At 54.9% G+C, this 20,258-nt stretch carries 20 protein-coding genes; 9 read left to right on the top strand and 11 right to left on the bottom strand.

The annotated features are described in order from the left end of the window. Positions 1-10 precede the first annotated feature (10 nt). The 4 genes from IAE50_RS17740 (at position 11) to IAE50_RS17725 (ending at position 3,046) form a co-directional block, all read left to right on the top strand. Positions 11-391, top strand: a complete 381-nt coding sequence (locus IAE50_RS17740; protein ID WP_200580848.1) for a hypothetical protein — start codon at positions 11-13, stop codon at positions 389-391. A 431-nt stretch (positions 392-822) separates the two neighbouring features. Continuing rightward, a complete protein-coding gene (locus IAE50_RS17735) occupies positions 823-1,038 on the top strand; it encodes a hypothetical protein (protein WP_200580847.1) in 216 nt (71 codons plus the stop codon). Between the two features lie 892 nt (positions 1,039-1,930). Next, positions 1,931-2,179, top strand: a complete 249-nt coding sequence (locus IAE50_RS17730) for a hypothetical protein (protein ID WP_200580846.1) — start codon at positions 1,931-1,933, stop codon at positions 2,177-2,179. Between the two features lie 252 nt (positions 2,180-2,431). Further along, positions 2,432-3,046 (top strand): hypothetical protein, encoded by a 615-nt coding sequence (locus tag IAE50_RS17725; protein ID WP_200580845.1) that lies wholly within the window; start codon positions 2,432-2,434, stop codon positions 3,044-3,046. Between the two features lie 16 nt (positions 3,047-3,062). Here the strand turns inward: IAE50_RS17725 and mmuM are convergent, their stop codons facing one another. The 3 genes from mmuM to IAE50_RS17710 all read right to left on the bottom strand — a co-directional run bounded on the left by mmuM (position 3,063) and on the right by IAE50_RS17710 (position 6,153). Beyond that, a complete protein-coding gene (mmuM, locus tag IAE50_RS17720; RefSeq protein ID WP_200580844.1) occupies positions 3,063-4,001 on the bottom strand; it encodes a homocysteine S-methyltransferase in 939 nt (312 codons plus the stop codon). Then, positions 3,988-5,394, bottom strand: coding sequence for an S-methylmethionine permease (mmuP, locus tag IAE50_RS17715; RefSeq protein WP_200580843.1), 1,407 nt, complete (start codon positions 5,392-5,394; stop codon positions 3,988-3,990). The genes mmuM and mmuP overlap by 14 nt, the downstream gene beginning before the upstream one ends. Positions 5,395-5,514: 120 nt before the next feature. Continuing rightward, positions 5,515-6,153 (bottom strand): hypothetical protein, encoded by a 639-nt coding sequence (locus tag IAE50_RS17710; RefSeq protein ID WP_200135213.1) that lies wholly within the window; start codon positions 6,151-6,153, stop codon positions 5,515-5,517. A gap of 464 nt (positions 6,154-6,617) precedes the next feature. Here IAE50_RS17710 and IAE50_RS17705 point away from each other — a divergent pair, with 464 nt between their 5' ends. Next, the gene (locus tag IAE50_RS17705; RefSeq protein ID WP_200580842.1) at positions 6,618-8,582 is read left to right on the top strand and encodes a methyl-accepting chemotaxis protein; all 1,965 of its coding nucleotides are present in this window, start codon (positions 6,618-6,620) and stop codon (positions 8,580-8,582) included. 41 nt (positions 8,583-8,623) lie between these two features. Here the strand turns inward: IAE50_RS17705 and IAE50_RS17700 are convergent, their stop codons facing one another. Together IAE50_RS17700 and IAE50_RS17695 are read right to left on the bottom strand one after the other, a co-directional pair. Then, the gene (locus tag IAE50_RS17700) at positions 8,624-9,232 is read right to left on the bottom strand and encodes a DUF1349 domain-containing protein (RefSeq protein WP_200580841.1); all 609 of its coding nucleotides are present in this window, start codon (positions 9,230-9,232) and stop codon (positions 8,624-8,626) included. 63 nt (positions 9,233-9,295) lie between these two features. Beyond that, positions 9,296-10,630 carry a sodium:proton antiporter gene (locus IAE50_RS17695; protein ID WP_200580840.1) on the bottom strand — a complete coding sequence of 445 codons (1,335 nt, stop codon included), beginning with the start codon at positions 10,628-10,630 and terminating at the stop codon, positions 9,296-9,298. A gap of 146 nt (positions 10,631-10,776) precedes the next feature. Between IAE50_RS17695 and IAE50_RS17690 the strand changes: the two genes are divergently transcribed. Further along, the gene (locus IAE50_RS17690) at positions 10,777-11,100 is read left to right on the top strand and encodes a hypothetical protein (RefSeq protein ID WP_054803732.1); all 324 of its coding nucleotides are present in this window, start codon (positions 10,777-10,779) and stop codon (positions 11,098-11,100) included. Here IAE50_RS17690 and proP read toward each other — a convergent pair. The 3 genes from proP to IAE50_RS17675 form a co-directional block, all read right to left on the bottom strand. After that, positions 11,097-12,572 carry a glycine betaine/L-proline transporter ProP gene (gene proP / locus IAE50_RS17685; RefSeq protein WP_200580839.1) on the bottom strand — a complete coding sequence of 492 codons (1,476 nt, stop codon included), beginning with the start codon at positions 12,570-12,572 and terminating at the stop codon, positions 11,097-11,099. The genes IAE50_RS17690 and proP overlap by 4 nt on opposite strands. Before the next feature lie 248 nt (positions 12,573-12,820). Further along, positions 12,821-13,591, bottom strand: a complete 771-nt coding sequence (locus IAE50_RS17680; protein WP_200580838.1) for a hypothetical protein — start codon at positions 13,589-13,591, stop codon at positions 12,821-12,823. A gap of 1 nt (position 13,592) precedes the next feature. Then, a complete protein-coding gene (locus IAE50_RS17675) occupies positions 13,593-13,790 on the bottom strand; it encodes a hypothetical protein (RefSeq protein WP_023481113.1) in 198 nt (65 codons plus the stop codon). A gap of 314 nt (positions 13,791-14,104) precedes the next feature. Between IAE50_RS17675 and IAE50_RS17670 the strand changes: the two genes are divergently transcribed. Beyond that, the gene (locus IAE50_RS17670; RefSeq protein WP_234467221.1) at positions 14,105-15,619 is read left to right on the top strand and encodes a carbohydrate porin; all 1,515 of its coding nucleotides are present in this window, start codon (positions 14,105-14,107) and stop codon (positions 15,617-15,619) included. A 64-nt stretch (positions 15,620-15,683) separates the two neighbouring features. On the opposite strand, the gene IAE50_RS17665 is transcribed toward IAE50_RS17670, so the two are convergent. The 3 genes from IAE50_RS17665 to IAE50_RS17655 all read right to left on the bottom strand — a co-directional run bounded on the left by IAE50_RS17665 (position 15,684) and on the right by IAE50_RS17655 (position 19,000). Beyond that, positions 15,684-17,039: a 6-phospho-beta-glucosidase gene (locus IAE50_RS17665; RefSeq protein WP_200580837.1), complete on the bottom strand. Its 1,356-nt coding sequence runs from the start codon at positions 17,037-17,039 to the stop codon at positions 15,684-15,686. 33 nt (positions 17,040-17,072) lie between these two features. Beyond that, on the bottom strand, positions 17,073-17,918 hold the full coding sequence (chbR, locus tag IAE50_RS17660; protein ID WP_042713771.1) for a transcriptional regulator ChbR: 846 nt from the start codon (positions 17,916-17,918) through the stop codon (positions 17,073-17,075). Between the two features lie 482 nt (positions 17,919-18,400). Continuing rightward, the gene (locus tag IAE50_RS17655) at positions 18,401-19,000 is read right to left on the bottom strand and encodes an NAD(P)H-dependent oxidoreductase (protein ID WP_094421858.1); all 600 of its coding nucleotides are present in this window, start codon (positions 18,998-19,000) and stop codon (positions 18,401-18,403) included. A gap of 111 nt (positions 19,001-19,111) precedes the next feature. Between IAE50_RS17655 and IAE50_RS17650 the strand changes: the two genes are divergently transcribed. Next, on the top strand, positions 19,112-19,714 hold the full coding sequence (locus tag IAE50_RS17650; RefSeq protein ID WP_200580836.1) for a TetR/AcrR family transcriptional regulator: 603 nt from the start codon (positions 19,112-19,114) through the stop codon (positions 19,712-19,714). Between the two features lie 72 nt (positions 19,715-19,786). Next, entirely contained in the window at positions 19,787-20,128 is a 342-nt protein-coding gene (locus tag IAE50_RS17645; RefSeq protein ID WP_200135219.1) for a nitrous oxide-stimulated promoter family protein, read from the top strand. Positions 20,129-20,258 lie beyond the last annotated feature (130 nt).

Genomic DNA, 20,258 nt, shown 5'->3' with positions numbered 1-20,258 from the left:
GTAATCTTATATGATTGAATGCTTACAATTAAGTAACTTAAGTGAGAAGTTTCCTCTTAGCCCCGAACTGGAGGGTTTACGATATAAATCGGGAGCGCTGGAATTACTTTTTTCTTCTGTCATCGATGCCAAATCTGGCAAGACAAAAATAATTTTTGATTGGGTCCACGCTTTTAGAGTAACTGATGAAGGGGACTTGCTGAAAATGCTAGATGAGCAAAAAGGAATCATGCTGACGGGCATTTACGTTGTCAAAAACTCTAAGTATCTGGAATGGTTTAATGAACAACGTGGTAATAGACACGATGATGTCGTTCATTACCTCTTTTCTACAGTAGAAGATGTTGTAGACGTTTTATCCTCGGTTAAACCCTCTGTAGGGATAATCTAATGGGCTTAAATTTTATAATTCCCTGGGTTTTGGTGCATGGCGAACACTATCTGTTAGTAGATGAATCCATCCCGGCAGACTATTTCACGATAGCCTGAGGGGGCTGTCACACTGTGCCCACCAGAAAAGACCCACCTGGTCATGCTGGATGATCTTCCCGGAAAAGTCCCGGCCCTGGCCCAGCACTCATTGTAATCACCCCAGTAGCAGGGCTTATTGAGAGAAAGCAGCGCACTAAATTAATAGCGAAGTGGATAGCTCTGCTTATTAAGGAAAATTTTGGTTTAGTTTCGTTTATGGGCGAGAAAAAGTCGAAAGGTAAAAAAAAAACAGATTTTACGCATAATAACTTTCGATATCCGGACGGGCCCCTGATACTATTAAAATACACAGTACGTAATTAACAAAAAAAACCAAAATAGGGTTATCAAATGAACATTAAAGGCACATTTTTTTCAGTCTATTTTATGTTGGCCATTGCAACTACTATATATGGTAGTATCTGGGGTGATTTTAATTACAAAGGTCTGGCCTACAACATAGGCCGGGGGCTGGTTTGGCCATTCATATGGTTTCCCACTCTGGGGGCTATTGTCGGTAGCTTACTACTGTTTGGTTTTATTGCTTATGCATCATTAAAAAAATAACAAAAAGGCTGCATATGCAGCCTTATTTTATTGGCAACTTTCAATTGATTTTTTCATCGCAGAAATCAAGTTATTCGTTCCCTCGTTATACATCCTGGATTCCCACTTCTCCGGGTCGCCATAGGTATCTTTCATTTTATCGTATGCACAAGAGCAAACTTTGTGTGCGTAGTCACTCGTGTTCCCTCCTGTGCAACCATCCATAAACTCTGATTTATTTTTATCGCCACATGAAGTGATAAATAGTAAAGATGAAATTAACAATAGTAGCCGCATGATAAATCCTTTGTTTTTTATTTATAAACAATCGACGTCGACTGATGCATCCTTAACAGCTTTATCGTCAGGATATAAAAAAACTTTAGGGTAATCCTGATGCAGCTGTGATCTACATAATCACAACCACTATCGTGATGCTGGGAACGCTGCGCGGATGCAGGCTCTCTGCTGAATGTTCGCAGCCATACGCACTCAATTTTCATTTTCTTAAATTAGTAAATATTTAATAGTTACTCTGTAAAACTTATAGAAACTGAATGATGTATGGTTTCATTTTGACCGTGATGTGTATTTGCCGTTCCCACCCCAAGGAACGGCTTTTTTTTGCCTGCTCTTTTTGATCTGCACCCTCCTGGTTTGCATTCATCAAGGCAACAGACATTGGCAGTTTATCGTGACCAGAAGTGATATCATTCGCTCACTCATTACTAAGGCGTTATGTTCCAAAAGCGATCTTTTGCAGGCTAATGAAAGCGCGCATTTAGGGGACGTTATGAATCTTCATAAAAAAGAGTTTGTTCTCTCGGTCATTAATAATGAGTCACTACGGGAATGAAAGATCATGGAATGTGATCAGCCACCGCTATCGCTTATATAGAAATCAGGAGAGCAAATGATCCCCTACGATAAAGAAATAAAATCAAAAGCAGATTTTCTGGCTTTTCTGACGTTATACAATCAGGATCTCAAATCATGTCCAGAAGAGTGGGCTAATCGGGATCTCCCCTCTTTTTTGGATGCGCTACAGGGGTGGGTCGAAGACATGGAGCAGTATTATGTCAATACAAAACAAGAGGTTCCGTTAGACATAAACTGGAAGGTTCTCTACGATATGCTTATGGCTGCCAGGGTATATGAATAAGTAGTGATTCTGCTTTTAAAAATATTGATGCGGCATATTGGGGTTTACCCGTTTGGAACTATATGTTTTGGTGCTCACAAAATAATGGCGTTATTGTGCCAAATTATAAAAACATTCTTTGCTATGACTCAGCCGACCAACTCGTATTGGTAACAACAGAATAAATGTTGTGGCGGTCATGATATTGTCGGCAATAATTCATAGCATGAGCCTGAATTTAATTAATGAAAACGATTACGCACAAGGATCTTTATGAGCTACATCGATGGCTTTGACCACGAAATAATTGGCACCCTTGGCTATCTGCCTATCTACCACCCGCTGGAAACCATCGAGGGCGACGGCGGCTGGGGAGCGTATGACTTCAACGCCACGCCGCAAAACCTGGTGCTGGGTGGCGGCAGTGGCGAGCATCCGGGGCTGGTGGTGCATCACTTGCCGACGCTTGCCGCGCGCTTCCTGTTGGATAGCCTGACCGAGGCGCAAGCGGAGACCTTAAGCCGCGACGAGAGCGAATATGTCGACGAGCTCTATTACGCTGGTGAAACGCTGGAGTTTTGCGGCTGGCGTATCCGCCACTATGCGCAACTCCAGGCGATGGCGCAAAGCCCGGCGCTGAACAACCCCGCCAGCGAAGAGGGGGAGGTTGAAGAGTGGCTGGAGCGCTCGCTTGGCGAACTGGTGTGGTTTTCGCTGCCGGAGCTTAATCCGCAGCATCAACGGCTGGCGGCCCTATTCCAGCGCTTCGATATCTTCCCTTCAATGCGCAACGTCTCGGTCGACCCGCCGGGCTATCCGGCCTGCGGCGGCAGGATTATCGTTAACGGCGCGCTGAGCTGGGGACATCAACGCTGGCGTTCACGCTAGCCGCCGCAGCGAATAACTATTTTGTGCAGCAGCGGTGCAGGGCGGCGATATCCTGAGGCGTGGTGCGACAGCAGCCGCCAATCAGCTTTGCGCCAGAGGCCAGCCACGCGGGCAGATGCCCGGCCAGCGTGTCGCAGGCAGCCCCGTGCGCATGCCAGCTTTTGCTTACCGCATCGTAGGTTTCGCCCGAGTTAGGGTAGACCACCAGCGGCAGCGCGCTCAGGCTGTGCAGATGCGCCAGCGCATCATTGGTGTTAGCAAGCGCGATGCAGTTAATGCCGAGTGCAACAATCTGCGGCGTCGTTTCCACCACTTTCACCACCTCTGCGAGCGGCGTGCCGTCGCTTAAATGTTGGGCGTCGCGCAGGGTAAATGAGAACCACGCCCGCGCACCCGGCCACGCCTGCAACAGCGCGGCGAGGGCTTTTATCTCGGCAAAAGAGGGGAGTGTTTCGCAGGCCAGCAGATCGGCTCCCGCGGCTAACAGCGCCTCAATGCGCGGGCGGTGGAAATCCGTAAACTCGTCAGCGGTGCGCTGATAATCGCCGCGATACTCCGACCCATCCGCCAGGCATGCGCCATATGGCCCAACGGACCCGGCCACCAGCAGCGGCCCGGCGTGCGGATTTTCCGCCAGCGCGGCATCACGTGCCGCCTGCGCCAGCTCGACGCTTTTGCTAATCAGCGCCCGCGACTGTGCTTCATCCAGGCCGCGTGCGGCAAAGCCGAGCGGCGTAGCCTGGTAGCTGGCGGTGATCGCGACCTGCGCACCGGCGCGGAAATAGTCGAGATGCACATCGCGGATCAGTTCCGGCGCGTCCATCAGCACTTTCGCAGACCAGAGGTTATCGGCAAGGTTACAGCCGCGCGCTTCAAGCTCGGTTGCCATCGCGCCGTCGAGCACAATAAAGGGCTGCTTCTCCAGCAGCGCGTTCAGGGGATTAGGGCGCGACATGTTCACTCTCCTTCGCTTTTTCATGATGGGTCAGCCAGTAAGCACCATAGCACAGGGCCACAAACGGCAGCCCGCAGTAGAGCGCAATGCGCTGATCGGGATCGAACGCCAGGCCAACACACGCCAGCAGGCAGAGCAGGAAACCGGCGATCGGCACCAGCGGGTACCACGGCGCGCGGTAGTGCAGATCCGCAAGCGACTTGCCGGACTGCAAATGGCGGCGGCGAAAGACAAAATGCGCCGCGCAGATGCTGAGCCACACGGCAACCACGGCGAAACCGGAAATCGCCGACAGCGCGACAAACACCGTATCCGGGGCGATAACGCTTGAAAGCAGCGCCAGCACTCCACCCAGCATAGAGACGGAGAGCGCCGTCAGCGGCACGCCGTTTTTGGTGACGCGCATAAAGCAGCGCGGCAGCGTCTTCTCATTGGAGAGCGACCACAGCATGCGCCCGGACGCATACAGCCCTGAGTTAGCCGCCGAGAGGATCGCTGTCAGGATGACAAAGTTAAAAATATCTGCAGCATAAGGAATGCCAATCTTCTCAAACACCACTACGAAGGGGCTCTTCTCCACGCCCGCCTGCTGCATCGGGATCAGCGCCGCCAGCACAAACACGGTGCCGATAAAAAAGAGGATCAAGCGCACGATAGTGGCGCGGATGGCGACCGGGATCACCTGCTGCGGGTTCTGGGTTTCGCCTGCGGCAATGCCAATCAGCTCGGTACCGGAGAAGGCAAAGTTCACCGCTACCATGGTCATCAAAATCGGCAGGCCGCCGTGGGGGAACCACCCCTCGGCGGTGATATTAGCAAGCCCTGGCGCGGGGGAGCCATCCTGCATCGGGATAAAGCCAAAGATCGCCGCGCCGCCAAGCAGAATAAAGGCAATGATGGTGATTACTTTTACCAGCGAGAACCAGAACTCGCCCTCGGCGAAAAAGCGCGTTGAGACCACGTTAAGGGCGAAAATCGCCATGCAGAAGATGACGCACCATATCCAGACCGGAACATGCGGGAACCAGTACTGCATGCAGAACCCGGCGGCGGTAAAGCTCGAACCCAGTGCTACGGTCCACGTCAGCCAGTAGAGCCAGGCCACGGTATAACCGGTTGCCGGGCCGAGGTAGCGCGCGGCATAGACATGAAACGCGCCGGTCACCGGCATTGCCACGGAGAGTTCGCCGAGGCACTGCATCACCAGCCAGACCACCAGCGCGCCAATCAGATAAGCCAGCAGCGTGCCGGCCGCGCCGGTAGTGGAGATGATATAGCCAGTATTAAAGAACAACCCGGTGCCAATCACGCCGCCCAGCGACAGCATAATTAAGTGGCGGGTCTTCATGGTGCGCTTAAGCTGCCCCTGCGCCTGATCCTGCTGATTTTGCATACAACCCTCTAAACGTATGGACGTCTAAACATCTGCGTTCAGGGTTTATAACGTGATTGTTAACAAAAAGCCAGTCTCGCAGCGGGCAGGGGCGCTTAACTGCGCACTCTCTGGCCGGGGTTAGTTAAAGAAGAACACCACGCTCCAGAAGAGCAGCGACGTCAGCAGATGGACTTTTATCACCCGCAGCCAGGCGATGCGCTGGCCGGTGGCATCCGTAAAGCGGAACCACTTCAGATGGGGAAGATAGGTGGCCAGCGTTTTGGCCACTAATAACCAGACAACGATCGACAGCGTATTCAGACAGAGCCGGGTTAAATAGTGTATTGCCAGCTCATCCATATTAATGGTGTAGAGCAATTGTGTATGTATTACCTGATAGAGCCAGAATTCGGCGGAGGTAAACCACGAAAAGAGGTGCGGAACGGAGAGCTGTGCCGCCACAGACTGAATAAAAAAATACCAGTAAGTGCTCGCAAAATCGAAAGCGTAAAGAATTACCTCATACAGCAGAAATAATTTCAGCGCCCGTGCGAAAGAACCTGGCCATAATTTCGGCGCACCGCGCGTAAGAAAAGCTTTAGTAGCAAAGAAAAGCAGGGCAAATAGCGAAAAAACAGCAATGAATGCAATCATGACTATACTTACCGCCGCCGGACCTGACGCTGCGCCATAGGGGTTTTGCGCGGCTATTCTTCGGTTGGCTTCATCGCGCTCAAACTCGCTGAGATGGCTGTTGCCGTTGTAATCGTAATGCACGAACGATCCCTATAATAGTGACAAAAAAAAGTGTGGCGCCCATGCTATCCGCTTCGTTGGGGGAATTAAACCGCTGCGGCGAAAGCCCACCGGAAATGGGTGGCTTGCGCATCATCTTATTAGGATTTGAAAGGCACATAATAAAGGAGGGTTATATTTCTGGCCGTCCGGGAATAACCCCTGCACTTAAAAAAGTATTAAAACCAGCGCCGCAAAAATAGTTAAACGCTATCTGCTTCACTCGTAACCTGTTTTGTGCGGAATACTTTTATCTATTGCAGCGATTAGTGAAGCTTTAGCGCAAATTGACGATAACGTCTTTGCGTCACCCTCAATTACGCAGGGGCGCGCTTATCTTTTTTTAACGAGTTCTGATCGCGAACGGATCTGCTTTTAGCCCTCCTTTAACAATCTCTGCAAGCGCATTTTCAGGCGCAATTTTTTATTTTAAGGAAAACAGTACTATGGCTTTCGTAAGATCACTGTATCGCGGTTTGTTGGGTTCCCGTCTGGCGGGTGGCGCTCAGCCTGCCAACGGCATTTTCGACTGCCGGGATTTACCGACCTCACTTTCGGCTGCGGGTCTTAGCGCGCGCTCATCCGGTATTTTATTGACCTTCGTCCCGCCCGAAGCAGATTTTCACCGCGTTAGCCAGGCGTGGCAGCGTTTCACCTCTGCCGATCTGACGGTGATCACGCTCTCTTCTTATGGTGCACTGAGCGCCAGTGGCCGCCAGACAACCTACTGTGCGGGCGACGGACAAGAGGGGAGTTTCCTGCTGCTGCCGGATAGCCTTATCGCCGAGCACGAGACGCACATTGTCGATCTCCATCTGCACGATACCCAGACTGCTTCACAGCGTATTAGCGCCATTCAGCGCGAATTAAACACTATTAAACCGCGCATGGCGCTTTCCGCTGAACGCACTTTCGCGATGATTTACTGCGACGGGCTCTCCGCCTCGGAAGGTTTCTTCATGCAGGCCTGGTACAACAGCGGCCTCTTCCCGTGCCTGGCGATTGGCGGCTCCGCAGGCGGACGCGCGACCTTTGACGGCACGTGGATTGGCGTTGGCGACCGCATCTTACAAGGCAAAGCGGTGGTCGTGTTCTGTCGCATGGCAGAAGGCAAATCCTTCTCGCCCTTCAAGAGCCAGAACTTCACCCCGCTGGATCAGAGTTGGTTGATTGCCGACGCCGACCCGATTGCCCGCACGGTAACATCGGTCTTTGACCGCCAGGGGCAGCAGAAGGCCTTTACCGAGGCGCTGGCCGACCATCTGAAATGCAAAGAGTCGCAGCTGAGCGAGCGCCTGAAAGGGCTGACCTTCGGCGTGAAAGTGGGTGAGGAGTATTTCATCCGCTCGGTGGCGAAGATTGAGCACGGCATGGTGCACTTCTTCTGCGATCTGGAGTTTGGCGATCGGCTGTTCCTGATGCAGGAGACCGACTTTAAACAGGCGACGCTGCGCGACTGGCAAACCTTTATCGCGGGCAAAGGCAAGCCTGCCGCCATCATGATGAATGACTGCATTTTGCGGCGTATGGGCAACAGCGATCAGCTGCACGATGCCCACTTCTTTAAAGGCATTCCGGCGGCGGGCTTCTCAAGCTTTGGCGAAATCCTCGGCGTGCCAATTAACCAGACCCTCTCCGCGCTGGTCTTCTTTAACCATGACGTGAAAGCGATGACCCAGTTCCCGGTGGAGTACGCCGGTTATGCCGCGCACTACGCCCAGCGCGCGCTGCGCCGCTGGGAAGCGCTGAACAGCATTCAGACCCGCGTGCTGGATCGCGTGGTGAGTTATCAGCAGGAGCTGGCGCCGATTGTGCAGGCGTTGCCGGCGCTGGAAGCCGCCACCCAGAGCCAGAGCGAAGCGCTGGTGATGGCAGAAAGCAGCATTCGTGGCATCAGCGATATCGCCACCGAAAGCCAGCGGGCGCAGGGGCGTCTTGGCGAAGGGCTGGATTCGCTGGAGCAGATCTCCAACGGCATCGGCGTGATCACCCACGGCATCAGTAACATCGCCTTCCAGACCAACATCCTTGCGCTCAACGCGGCGGTAGAAGCGGCGCGCGCGGGCGATGCGGGACGCGGTTTTGCGGTGGTAGCAGGGGAAGTTCGCCGCCTGGCGCACTCCTCAAAAGAGCAGGCGGAAGCGACGGCGAGCAACATCAGCGACGCGGTCAACACTATCTCGCATATCCGCGAAGTGGCCAGTAATACGGTGGAGACGGCAACCGATATGGCAGAGCGCAGTATTCTTGCCGCTAACGCCATCGCTGAGATGAGCCAGCAGACGCGCCAGGAGCGGGAAAACATTGCGAAGCAACTGAGCAACCTGCGCACCCTGACCGCCGGGATGGATGCGATGCAGGAAGCGGTTGCCCAGCTGAAAGTGCTGCAAACCCTCTCGACGGGTCGTTAAGGCATTGAGTGTAGACCTCCGGCGGCGCAGGCCGCCTGGGGTCAGCTCAAATCATGCAGTGCTTTGCCGAGCGGGCGGGTGATGCGCAGCTGTTCGAAGCGCACATCCAGCCCCTCTCTTTCCGGCGAGCAGCACATTACACCGACAAAGCGCTGACCGCTGTCCTGCCACGGAAAGAGCCGCAGCAGCGGCCACGTTTTACCGTCGGTGGAGTATTGCAGGCGTAACGCCTGCTTCTCAAGGGTCGCACGCATCCAGAATTCACGCGCATCGCCGGGGAAAACGCCGGTCGACCAGTCAGATTGCCCCTGCGTCACCACACAGCCAATGGCGGGCGCGCCATCGTTATACTCAATGCCGCTTTTCACCCACTGCGTCTCCGATGCCTCAATAAAAATCCCCGCCTGGTCGTAGAGCTGTTCAAACGCGGCGGCGATCTTCACTTCGAGGGTAAACTCCCCCTCCAGCATAAAACCAAAGGCATGGCCGGAGTGGCGTTCAAAGCCGTACCAGGTCTTGACCCAAAAATCGGTATTCGCCCCGGTGCGCATCAGCAATTGCTCATCGGTCTGCGTAACGTGGGCCGGTTTATTGATCCACAAACCCTCTTCTGACGTGAAGCTCTCAATCGGTGTCACAGGCAACCTCATCAATGTTTACAAGGAAAAACGCGGCCACTCTGCCACGCTTTTGCAGTGATTGCCGGGCGGTGGTTAACGTTTCGCTTTGCGCGCCAGTTTTTTACTGCGCACTGTTAACAGCGGCGTCACCGAAATGCCGTGCAGCAGCACGCTCAGCGTCACGATGGTGATGGCAATATGGGCGACAATATCGGCATCCGCGCCCTGCAAACCGTGGACATAGGCAAAGGCAATATAATTGAGGCTGCCGATGCCGCGAATGCCCAGCCAGCCGAGGCTCGCGCGGTGAAACCAGGTTGTGCCGGAGCGCAGCGTGACAATAAACACCGACAGCGGGCGGATTACCAGAAACAGCACAAAGGCCAGCCCAAGCGCGTGCGCATCCCAGTGATGCGAGAGGGTGACGCCAAGGACAATCACCAGCAGCGCCGCCAGTAATCGCTCAACGGTATCGCCAAATGAGAGGGCATCGCCAATCACCAGCCCGACGGATTTAATCGGGTTCTGCTCCTCCAGCGCATGGCGCAGGTGCGGGTTAACCTGCATCTCCGCCGGCACATCCTCCTCATCTTCAGGATCGCCGTGGCGCTTCTGCACACTCACTTCAGCGCTGCGCAGGCCAATCCCGGCAGCAAAGGCGGCGAGGAAACCGGAGGCGCTCAGCGACTGGGCCAGCGCAAAGCTCAGGCAGATCAGCGCCAGGGCGATAAAGTCGCTCGGTGCCACTTCGCCCTGTTTATGGCGCGAACGGGTGGCGATAATCCCTATCAGTCGGCCCATACCGTAGCCGATGAGTAAGCCGCCGACCAGCGCCCACAGCAGATCGATACTCAGCCAGTGCAGCAGCTCTTTGCCCGACGGCACGCCATCGGCTTTGTACCAGATTAGCGCCAGCATCAGGAAGGGCAGCGCGGTGCCGTCGTTAAGCCCCGCCTCGCTGGAGAGCGCAATGCGCAACTGGTCATCATCGCGCGCATCGTTGATCGCCACCAGGCTTGCCAGCACCGGATCGGTGGGGGCGAGGATCGCGCCAAGCGCCAGCGAGAGCGGCCAGGCGAGATCGAGCAGATAGTGGGCGGCAACCATAATCCCGCCGATGGTCAAAAGCATGGCGGGCAGCGCCAGCTTAATGCCCATCTTCCAGTAGGGAGAGGTGAGCGGCAGACGGATTTTCAGGCCGGTAATAAACAGCGAGGCCGCCATCGCGATTTCGGTAATGCGGGCGGTGAGATCCGCATGGGCCGCCACATCAATATTAAGCACGCCCATCTCCCACGGGCCGCAGATAATGCCAACCACCAGATAGAGACCAAACACCGGGATCGGCACGCGGCTTATCCAGCCGTAGGATAACGACATCAACAGTAACAGGCCGCCGGTTGCGGCCATCCACATCAAATAACTCATACTCCTCCACATCAGGCCGCAACCTGAACATTGCACCCCAAAAGGTATAGTTGCTGAAAAAGGTCTGCACCAGGCCAGACGGCGCGAATAGTGCAAGGGCTGAGCATTAGCTACGCTTAGAAAAAGCGGCGTAACGGGGGTGGCAAATGAGCAAGAAGATCATGCAGGAGTATCTTGTGCTGGGCGGCAAACACCACGGCGAGGTCTGGCGCGGTGTCTACCCGGCGATGGGGCTGAATCTCTCGAAGCATGATGAGCGCTTCGGGCAGTTCTATGACCGAAGCGGGCAGAAGAAGGTGGAGCTATCGCGTAAAGAGCAGTACTTCATTACCGAGTGGCTATCGCCCGAAGGGCACACCTATCTGCTGGCCACCGCCGAAGATCTGACGGAGTTCAATATTGAAGAGGAGATAGGCCGGATCGCGCCACCGCTCCGGCCTCTGGACAGCGCTATTGAAGACTGGGTTTAGCCGTGCTCATGCGCCGTCTGCGTTTTTAAGCGTTTCGCTGCGCGCTGCTTGCGTAACTTATCAATCAGCTTGTGCGCTTCTGCGCGGGTGGCAACCGCAGGTGACGATCCGCTCAGCGGTTTACGCGCCGTTTCGCGCAGCGTCAGCACGGTCAGCGCGCCAATTAGTCCGGCGCCCATCATGTAGTAGGCGGGCATCATCACATTGTGGGTGGTATCCACCAGCCATGCGGTGACCAGCGGCGTTGTGCCACCGAACAGCGAAACCGAGAGGTTAAAGCCAATCGCCAGCGCGCTGTAGCGGATATCGGTGATAAACAGTGCTGGCAGCGTGGCGGGCATGGTGCCGCTAAAGCAGGTATGCAGCACGCCCAGAATCACCAGCCCGCCGAAGACCGCCCACATATTATCGGAGCCAATTAGCATAAAGCTCGGGATCGCCAGCAGCACCAGCCCCAGTGCGCCGAAGGCAATCACCGGGCGGCGGCCCAGACGGTCGGTCCAGTGCCCCCAGGCCAGCGTCAGCGGCATCATCACGAACATGATCACCATCACCAGCAGCAGGCCGGTCAGCTCGCTCATGCCCAGCACGCTGGTCAGGTAGCTCGGCATATACGACGTGAGCATGTAGTTCGAGACGTTAAACACCAGCACCAGACCGATACACTGCAGCATCTGTTTGCGGTATTTGTGCAGCATCTGCCACAGAGAGAGTGTCGGTTTGCTGTGCTCCAGCGCATCCTGCTTATCCATATGCTCTTTAAAGGCCGGGGTCTCCTCCAGCTTCAGGCGGATATAGAGGCCAAACAGGCCGAGCGGCGCGGCGAGGAAGAAGGGAATACGCCAGCCCCAGCTGTGCATCGCCTCGGTTGGCAGCACGGCAATCATAATGGTCACCAGGCTGGCACCCATCAGATAGCCGCCAAGCGTGCCGAACTCGAGGAAGCTGCCCATAAAGCCACGGCGCTTATCGGTGGAGTACTCGGCGATAAAGGTGGCTGCGCCGCCATACTCACCGCCGGTCGAGAAGCCCTGAACCAGGCGCGCTACCAGCAGCAGAATCGGTGCGGCAATGCCGATGCTGTCGTAATCGGGGATAAGCCCGATACAGAAAGTACCAATCGACATCATGATCATCGTCAGGGCGAGGATCTTCTGGCGGCCAAAGCGGTCACCGAGTGGGCCGAAGACCATGCCGCCAATCGGACGGACCAGGAAGGCTGCGGCGAAGGTGCCGAAAGAGGCAATCAGCTGTGCGGTGCTGCTGGCACCGGGAAAGAAGACCTGGCCGATAATCACCGCCAGATAGCTGTACACGCCGAAGTCGAACCACTCCATCGTGTTGCCCAGCGCGGCGGCGCCAACGGCGCGTTTCAGCAGCTTATTATCGATGACCGTGATGTCTTCGACGGTCAGTTCACTGGCCGTTGCGGCCGAATTCGTGTGGTGCGGTAAAGTCGTTCCGTTGCTCATAAACTCCCCATGAGTGCTGGTGGTGCGACCTTATAGCTTTCGCAGCCGTAGTGCTCAAATGGAGGGAAATGAAAGCTATAAGATGCAAGAAAAAGCAGATTGCCGACGTTTTCGGCAGGGGCACACCATAATTAAAATTTATGGATGAGGCAAATTTTTGGCGAAATTCGCTACTTTTATACTGGAAAGCTGAATATTAACGCGCCGTGAGTAAAAGTAGCGGAACAAGCTAATCCCTTAGCTTGCATTCACTTCGGGGACCGCAGCTTGTTGATGCCCATCGCCATCACCTGTGAGGGATGGAACAGCGACAAACTCTCCACCTGCGACAGCAGCAGCACCTTGCGGAAATCGAGCGCCGACATTGGCTCCGAGGCGAGATCGATATCATGTTCGTCGTACCAGGCGCTGTAGTTATGCTCGACGCGCAGATCCAGCGTCTCATGGTTGCGGTAACCGCTCAGCATCGGGATAAGCACAATGTTGTTAGCATCGCCGACATCAAAGGTGGCGGTATGGATCATGCCGATGTAGATCCGCTGCGATTTCAGGGTGATCCACGCCAGATCGCCGCGCTCCATGCACTGGTAGATCAGCCCCTCAATGCCGTTGGCGCGCGAGAGGTGTTTATACAACTCGCGGCGGCCGGGGATATCGAGGCGCGCGCTGCTGGACCAGTTCGAATGCCACAGGCAAAACAGCACCGCAAAGGCGAGCATAATCACCACTGGCGCCTGGATGCCGAGGAAGGTCCAGTTCATAAACGTCATGTGCAGATGGTGCTCTTCCGCGCCAAACGTGGCGGGAAAAGAGTTCATCACCGCCGAAGTGGCGAGCAGACAGAGCCAGATTAACGCGGTGGCGATAATCCCCTGCAGGACGAAGACGCAGCCGTAGAGCGCCACCAGAAAGTAGACGTCCCAGCCGAAGCTGCGTTTAAATTTGAAGCGTGTCGAGAGGTCGTGCGAGGTGTACCAGTAGCCGCAAACCATCAAAACCATGAATATTGCTGTACCCATCCTAAGCCCTCTTCAACGCATCAACGTGCTCTCTGAAATCTTCCTGTACCCTTTTGCAGTGGATATTCACCGAGGCGTTGCCGTCAGCATCGACCACAATGCGCTCACCATCTTCAATCGAATCCTGTATTTCACTGTGACTCATCACCTGTAACAGCTTGTCAGGGCTGGCAAATAAAGAACGAAGTAATTTTCTCATTAATAAACCTCCGCAGAGAGTATAGAAACCATTTCATGAATGTGTGAAATTTCCGAGAAAATTCTGTGCGAGAGAGATCTAAAAATGAATTTATCTTTATAGACATATCGAAACATCCTGAATGACTATTATCCGCTCAATAATAGTTGTTAAGGAGGCCTGCTTTTGGGTTATACCCCTCGTTTATCAATAATCTTATCTTTCTGTATTTGTTAACTTTCTTATATTTCACGCATTCAGGGTAAGACGCGCAAATTAAATTAAAGGGAATCTTTATTCAGCGCGTTTATATATTAATAAATGGACTAATTATTATGAATAAATCATTACTCGCACTGCTAATTACAGCAGCCTGTGCCCACGCCTCTGCACAAAAATTAACGGTTGAGGAGCGACTGAGCCAACTGGAAATGGCATTACAACGCAATATGACGGAGCTGGCGCAGGCAAAAGCGGAGCTGGAACAGGCCAGAGCAAGCGGCGATAGCGGGGCAAAATCGACCGCACAGCCGCAGGCCGCTGCGGCAGAAAAATCCCCCTATACGCTGAAAGAGATCAGCGAGTTTGTTAAAGAGGATATCGGTTTTGCCTGGCACGGCTATCTGCGTTCCGGCTGGGGGGCGGCCAGTAACGGCTCGCCAAAAGAGTACGCCATCGGCTCACTGGGGCGTTTTGGCAATGAGTACTCATCGTGGTTCGATTTAACCTTCTCGCAGCGGGTTTATGAGGAGGGGGGCAAATCGGCGCACGCCGTGGTGCAGTTAGATGGCAACGTCGGCGCGCAGTACGGCTCCGCGTGGTTCGACAAACACTCAGAAAACCTCCTGCAGTTCTCCGATATCTACCTCACGACGCGCGGTTTCCTGCCCTTTGCGCCGGAAGCGGATCTCTGGGTCGGTAAACACAACCTGCCGAAGTATGAAATTCAGATGCTGGACTGGAAAAGCCACCAGACCGACAGCGGCGCGGGGATCGGCGTGGAAAATTGGGCGCTCGGCGCGGGCAAACTCAACGTTGCGCTGGTGCGCCAGGATGTGGACGCCCATGCGGTGAATTACCCTGCCAGCCACAACACCCTTCAGGTCAACACCCACACCGTCGATCTTCGCTATAACTCGCTGCCGCTGTGGGATCGCGCCACGCTGGAGCTGTTTGGCCGCTACTCGTTGGCGAACAAATCTGCCACCTACCGGGCGGGTGAAAAAGCGGGGCGCTATTACAGCATTAAAGATGCGTGGCTAGCGGGTGCGATCCTGCGACAGAGCTTTAGCGCGGGCGGGTTTGAGGAGTTTACGCTGCAGGCGGCGGATAACGCGCTGGCGAGCGGCTTCGCGCTTATCTCCAACTCCGGAGCGAGCTACGGTTATCACGACAACTATTATGGCGAACACACCTACGGGCATGCCGTGCGCGCCATCTCCCAGGGCGAGTTCTACCCCACATCGCAGATCGTGCTGGCGCACGCGCTGGTCTACGCCGCCGGGCAGGATATTTACAGCTATGACACCGGCGCGCATACGGATTTTCGCAGCTACCGGGCGGTGATGCGCCCGGCGTGGATTTGGGATAAGCATAACCAGACGGGCGTCGAGCTGGCGTGGTTTAAACAAACCAACCGCCAGCAGGGCGAGGATTACCGTGAGAAGGGGTATAAAGCCACGCTCTATCACGCGCTGAAAGTGGACACCAGCCTGCTGACCTCGCGACCGGAGCTGCGGTTCTACGCCAGCTGGCTCCGCGCGCAGGAGAATGGCATCAGCCACTTCCGCTTTGGCGATGAGCGGCGGGAGCAGTTCACCGTTGGCGCCCAGGCTGAGGTGTGGTGGTAAGTAATCAATGCGGCGCAGAGGTGCGCCGCAATAGCCTGTTCCGGGCGGGCAAACGGCCCCGGTATCAAGCTTGCTGATGCTTAAGGTGGGCAAGGGTAGCGGCGAAGTTCGGCAGCCACTGCTCATGAGCCAGCAACATCGCGCGCGCCAGCACCTCGGCGTCACCGTCCGAGTGCACCAGCGGGCTGAGATTGAGCGCCAGCAGCACATCGTTAAACTCGCCGCTCAGAGCCGCCCGGCTGGCGGCGATCTCAAAGGCTTTGATGGTGTGGATAAGCCCCAGCACCTTGTCATCAAAGTGGGTGACGCGCGGATGCGGCGTCGCTCCTTCGCGTCCAATCAGGCAGGTCATCTCAACCGCCCACTCCGCTGGAATGTTGTCGATATGCCCGTGATGGGGAATATTCACATAGTGTTCGGTCTGCTTATCGTTATAGATGGCATTAATCACTTCGCAGGCCGCATCCGAGTACCACGCACCGCCGCGCTGCTCCAGCGCCTGAGGTTTTACGTCTAGGGTCGGATCTTTATAGAGCTCAAACAGCTCTTTTTCGATCTGCTGCACCACCTGCGCCCGCGCGCCGCCTTTGTAATATTCGCCAAGCTCAATCGCCAGCATCTCTTTCTGCTTAAAGTAGTAGAGCAGGTAGGAGCAGGGGAGCAGGTTAAGAGCGCGAATTAACCCTTCGCTAAACGGCAGATCAAAGATGTTTTTCACCGACGATGCCTGCAACTTTCCGCTGGCAACGCCGTCGAGTAGCTCCGCGAAGCGCGACACGCCGTTCACCTGCACATCGCTGAGAAACACCATATGGTTGAGGCCGAAAAGATCGAGCGCGATCTCATCCTGCGCCTCCAGCGCCAGCACATCGCGGACAAACATCTTCATGCCGACAGGAATATTGCAGACGCCAATAAATTTCCTGAAGTCGGTATGGCGACAGACCGCTTCGGTCACCATCCCCGCCGGGTTGGTAAAGTTAATCACCCAGGCGTTCGGGCAGATCTCCTCTACGTCGCGCAGAATATCGAAAATGACCGGAATGGTGCGCAGCCCTTTGAACAAGCCGCCTGCGCCGTTGGTCTCCTGACCAAGATAGCCGTGGCTTAAGGGAATGCGCTCATCCAGCTCGCGCGCTTTTAACTGGCCAACGCGCAGCTGGGTGGTAACAAAATCCGCGCCCTGCAACGCCTCGCGGCGATCCAGCGTTTGGTAGACTTTTAACGGAATGCCCGCTTTTGCCACCATCCGCTGGCAGAGCCGGAAAATAATCTCCTGCTTCTCTCTTCCCTCCTCGACGTCAACGAGCCACCACTCCGTAATCGGCAGTTCGTGGTAGCGCTTGATAAACCCCTCAAGGAGTTCCGGCGTATAGCTGCTACCCCCGCCGATAGTGACGACTTTCAGTTTCGGATCCATGCTCTCTCCTGTGGAGCGTCACGCCAGCGGGCGTTACTGCGTGATTTCCGTCAACCGCTTGCGATAACTGTTAGGTGTAAACGACGTCATTTTTTTGAAGGTTTTGATAAACAGGCTTGGGCTGCTGTAGCCCGACTCCCAGGCGATGTCGGCCACCGAGTAGTTGGTCATCTCGAGCTGCTTTTTCGCAAAGTCGATGCGGATCTCATTGATGATCTGCATCGGCGTTTTGTCGTAAAAGCGCCGGGTCGCGCGGGTAAGATACTCCTGCGATTTGCAGGAGAGCCGCACCATATTCTCCAGCGCATTGTCGCTGAACTGGCGCTTGTCGTGCATCGCTTCGACGGTGCTTCTCAGCCACTGGGGAATATCCTCCAGCACCTGCTCTTCGCGGTAGTGGCGCAGGCGATTGAGCACGTAAAAGGTGACGGTTTCGATAAACTCATCCAGCCCGTTCTCACGAAAATTGAGCGAAGCAATCACTGTTTCAACATAGGTCAAAAATGCGTTGTGCGTGCGGTAAGGTTGCGAGGCAACAAAGCAGAACGGCATCAGCGATTGATAGTACTGTTCGAAAAATTTGCGGCTGATCCCCACATTAAGGATCCGCGCGGCGCCGTACTCATAGACGCTCTGGTGGTGCGAGCCCAGCGGGATAAAGACAAAGTCGCCGCGCTCCAGCAGTACGCGTTTACCGTTAATGACCTGGTAGTAACGCCCGGTCAGAACAAGAGTAAATTCATAATAATCATGCTGATGCAGCCCGCTGGCGCTCTCCGATTTGTTGAAGATAAACACATGGAAAGGCTTTCCCTTAAAGAGCTGCTGTTCGTGGACGGTTTTGATCTCCTGTGTGCCGATCATTGGCGTTGGCTGCATCGTTCACTCCTTACGACTTGCTCATACATGTCAAAATTTCAGCGCGTTGGCGATCGCTCTGCGCGCTTCCTGCTTAATGAACGCTGCTTTTTTTCTGGCGCGAACGCTTTTTATCTGCGTTCAGGGCTGCCGGGAATGCTTCAATAATGACCGAAGCGGCAGGATATCTGCCTTATCATTAACGGTAAGCAAACAGACTCGCCTGCAATGTCGAAAGAGAAATATGCTTCTCTACCCTCAACGCGCGCGGCAATTATTCCCATTTTTGCCAAAAGGGCGTCAGTACATCTTCACAGGAGCCGTAAATTTGCGTTTAGTACTTTTTTCCTGAGATAAAACAAGTATACGGGAGCGTGCCGGAGGGAGGTATTCTGCAATCTGCCACAATTATCTCTGGTTGACCGATTGTTATGCTCTTCTTCACAATTTCGGTAATTTTTTAGTGAGCCCGGAGAGGGCGCAGGCTCCTCTCCGGCGAAAAATTACCCCTGGTTAGCAGCAAAAATAGTTTTGCCAATCTCACGCGCTTTTTGCAGGCACGCCTGGGGCGAACCGAGATCGGGCTGCATCAGCGTGGCATTGGTTAACACCGGCGCGCCGCAGTAATCGAAAATACCGTGGGGAATTTGCGTGTTCCAGGATTGCGCATAACCATGTTTTTCAAACGTTTTAGTGTCTGCGCCGCCTGTCGCCACCAGATGCACCGGCAGATGCCCCAGCTTCTTGATCACCTTGCCGGTGCCGCTATCTTCGTAAGCCCAGCCGTTGGCAAAGACGCGATCGATCCACCCCTTTAACTGCCCCGGCATCGTCCACCAGTAGATAGGAAACACCAGTATCAATGCGTCGGCCTTCTCAATCCGCGCCTGTTCAGCCAGCACATCGGCGGGTAGCGGGGCGGTTTGCATAAAAGCGTTGTAGTCGGCGGCGGTGAACGACGGGTTAAAACCCTCCCGCGCCAGATCGGCGATCTCAACGCTGTGCTGCGCATTCTCTTCGCGGATCCCTTCTGCCACCGCGTGCGCCAGGCCATGGGTTAATGAGGTGTCGAGCGGGTGAGAGACTACGATCAGTGCATGCATGTTCTTCTCCTCGGTTGCCATTACGGATCAATCACCGTAGGCTTATATACTATCGGTAACCTACTACTAGTAAGTTACTAATGGTATATAAGCTTGTCAAGGAGGCAAAGTATGGCCGATACGCGTGTACGCCAGCGGCTCTCGCGGGAAGAGCGCTATGCGCAGCTGGTGGAAGTGGCATGGCAGATCATTCATGAGCTGGGTACCGAAGCGCTGACGCTCGGCTATTTAGCCGAACGCGCGGGCGTCACCAAACCGGTGGTCTATGACCACTTCACCAGCCGCTCCGGGCTGCTGGCGGCGCTCTATCGCGAGTACGATCAGCGCCAGAACCGCAAACTGGAGTCGCTGCTGGCGCAAACCGCGCCCGAGCTCCAGCCGCGCGCAGAAGTGGTTGCGAAAACCTATATCGAATGCGTGCTGTTTCAGGGGCGCGAGATGCCGAGCCTGCTGGCGGCGCTGGCAGGAACGCCGGAGCTGGAGAAGATCCGTCGCGAATACGCGGTGGATTTCACCGGCACCTGCCGCACGCTGTTTGCGCAGTTTTGTGGTGCGCCTCTGCGCGACGCCGCGTTATGGGCGATGCTCGGCGCTGCCGAAGGGCTCTCCTGGGCGGCAGTGCAGGATGCGATTAGCGAACAGCAGGCGAAAGAGGAGCTGGAGCGGGTGATTATCACCATGGTGCATGCGACGTTGAGTGACGAGAGTGCATAAAACGCTCACCCAGGGTGCCATCACGAGGTATTAAGTTGTATTATGAATGCATCTTAGTTATTGGTGATAACGATGTCTGGACCACGCATCCTGCGGGAAAAATTGACCATCAGGAAGATGATTGCCCTCTATCAACGTGCCTGCCCGGATGCGGTGAGCAGCGCGGCGCACTACGCGGATCTCTATGCCTACGCGGAGAAGCGGCTTGATAAGTGCGTCTTCGGCGAGGAAAAACCGGCCTGCAAGCAGTGCCCGGTGCACTGTTATCAGCCCGCAAAGCGCGAAGAGATGAAGCAGGTGATGCGCTGGGCGGGGCCACGTATGTTGTGGCGGCATCCGATATTGACGGTGCGCCATTTGATCGACGATAAGCGCCCGGTACCGGAGTTGCCCGAAAAGTATCGGCGCAAGTAGGCCGGATAAGGCGGAGCCGCCATCCGGCAATGGGGTTCGCATATGGCTTTGGTGGTATTGTTCCGTTCACCATGCGTGCGGCGGAACGTTTTTATCACCGGTGCGGTGAACGGGACAAGGGAAGCGGCCG

Origin of the sequence: Kosakonia sp. S42 (assembly GCF_016624785.1) — a bacterium.
GTDB lineage: Bacteria > Pseudomonadota > Gammaproteobacteria > Enterobacterales > Enterobacteriaceae > Kosakonia > Kosakonia cowanii.
Note: the sequence above shows the minus strand (reverse complement) of the source record. Positions and strands in the feature narration are given on the sequence as shown.

Excerpts from the sequence above, each read along its gene's own strand:
- IAE50_RS17700 (WP_200580841.1), bottom strand. The coding sequence starts at position 9,232 with ATGAGGTTGCCTGTGACACCGATTGAGAGCTTCACGTCAGAAGAGGGT.
- IAE50_RS17705 (WP_200580842.1), top strand. The coding sequence starts at position 6,618 with ATGGCTTTCGTAAGATCACTGTATCGCGGTTTGTTGGGTTCCCGTCTG.
- IAE50_RS17740 (WP_200580848.1), top strand. The coding sequence starts at position 11 with ATGATTGAATGCTTACAATTAAGTAACTTAAGTGAGAAGTTTCCTCTT.
- chbR (WP_042713771.1), bottom strand. The coding sequence starts at position 17,918 with ATGCAGCCAACGCCAATGATCGGCACACAGGAGATCAAAACCGTCCAC.
- IAE50_RS17695 (WP_200580840.1), bottom strand. The coding sequence starts at position 10,630 with ATGAGTTATTTGATGTGGATGGCCGCAACCGGCGGCCTGTTACTGTTG.
- mmuM (WP_200580844.1), bottom strand. The coding sequence starts at position 4,001 with ATGTCGCGCCCTAATCCCCTGAACGCGCTGCTGGAGAAGCAGCCCTTT.
- IAE50_RS17665 (WP_200580837.1), bottom strand. The coding sequence starts at position 17,039 with ATGGATCCGAAACTGAAAGTCGTCACTATCGGCGGGGGTAGCAGCTAT.
- IAE50_RS17645 (WP_200135219.1), top strand. The coding sequence starts at position 19,787 with ATGTCTGGACCACGCATCCTGCGGGAAAAATTGACCATCAGGAAGATG.
- IAE50_RS17680 (WP_200580838.1), bottom strand. The coding sequence starts at position 13,591 with ATGGGTACAGCAATATTCATGGTTTTGATGGTTTGCGGCTACTGGTAC.
- IAE50_RS17655 (WP_094421858.1), bottom strand. The coding sequence starts at position 19,000 with ATGCATGCACTGATCGTAGTCTCTCACCCGCTCGACACCTCATTAACC.
- mmuP (WP_200580843.1), bottom strand. The coding sequence starts at position 5,394 with ATGCAAAATCAGCAGGATCAGGCGCAGGGGCAGCTTAAGCGCACCATG.
- IAE50_RS17675 (WP_023481113.1), bottom strand. The coding sequence starts at position 13,790 with ATGAGAAAATTACTTCGTTCTTTATTTGCCAGCCCTGACAAGCTGTTA.
- IAE50_RS17670 (WP_234467221.1), top strand. The coding sequence starts at position 14,105 with ATGAATAAATCATTACTCGCACTGCTAATTACAGCAGCCTGTGCCCAC.
- IAE50_RS17725 (WP_200580845.1), top strand. The coding sequence starts at position 2,432 with ATGAGCTACATCGATGGCTTTGACCACGAAATAATTGGCACCCTTGGC.
- IAE50_RS17690 (WP_054803732.1), top strand. The coding sequence starts at position 10,777 with ATGAGCAAGAAGATCATGCAGGAGTATCTTGTGCTGGGCGGCAAACAC.
- IAE50_RS17735 (WP_200580847.1), top strand. The coding sequence starts at position 823 with ATGAACATTAAAGGCACATTTTTTTCAGTCTATTTTATGTTGGCCATT.
- IAE50_RS17650 (WP_200580836.1), top strand. The coding sequence starts at position 19,112 with ATGGCCGATACGCGTGTACGCCAGCGGCTCTCGCGGGAAGAGCGCTAT.
- IAE50_RS17730 (WP_200580846.1), top strand. The coding sequence starts at position 1,931 with ATGATCCCCTACGATAAAGAAATAAAATCAAAAGCAGATTTTCTGGCT.
- proP (WP_200580839.1), bottom strand. The coding sequence starts at position 12,572 with ATGAGCAACGGAACGACTTTACCGCACCACACGAATTCGGCCGCAACG.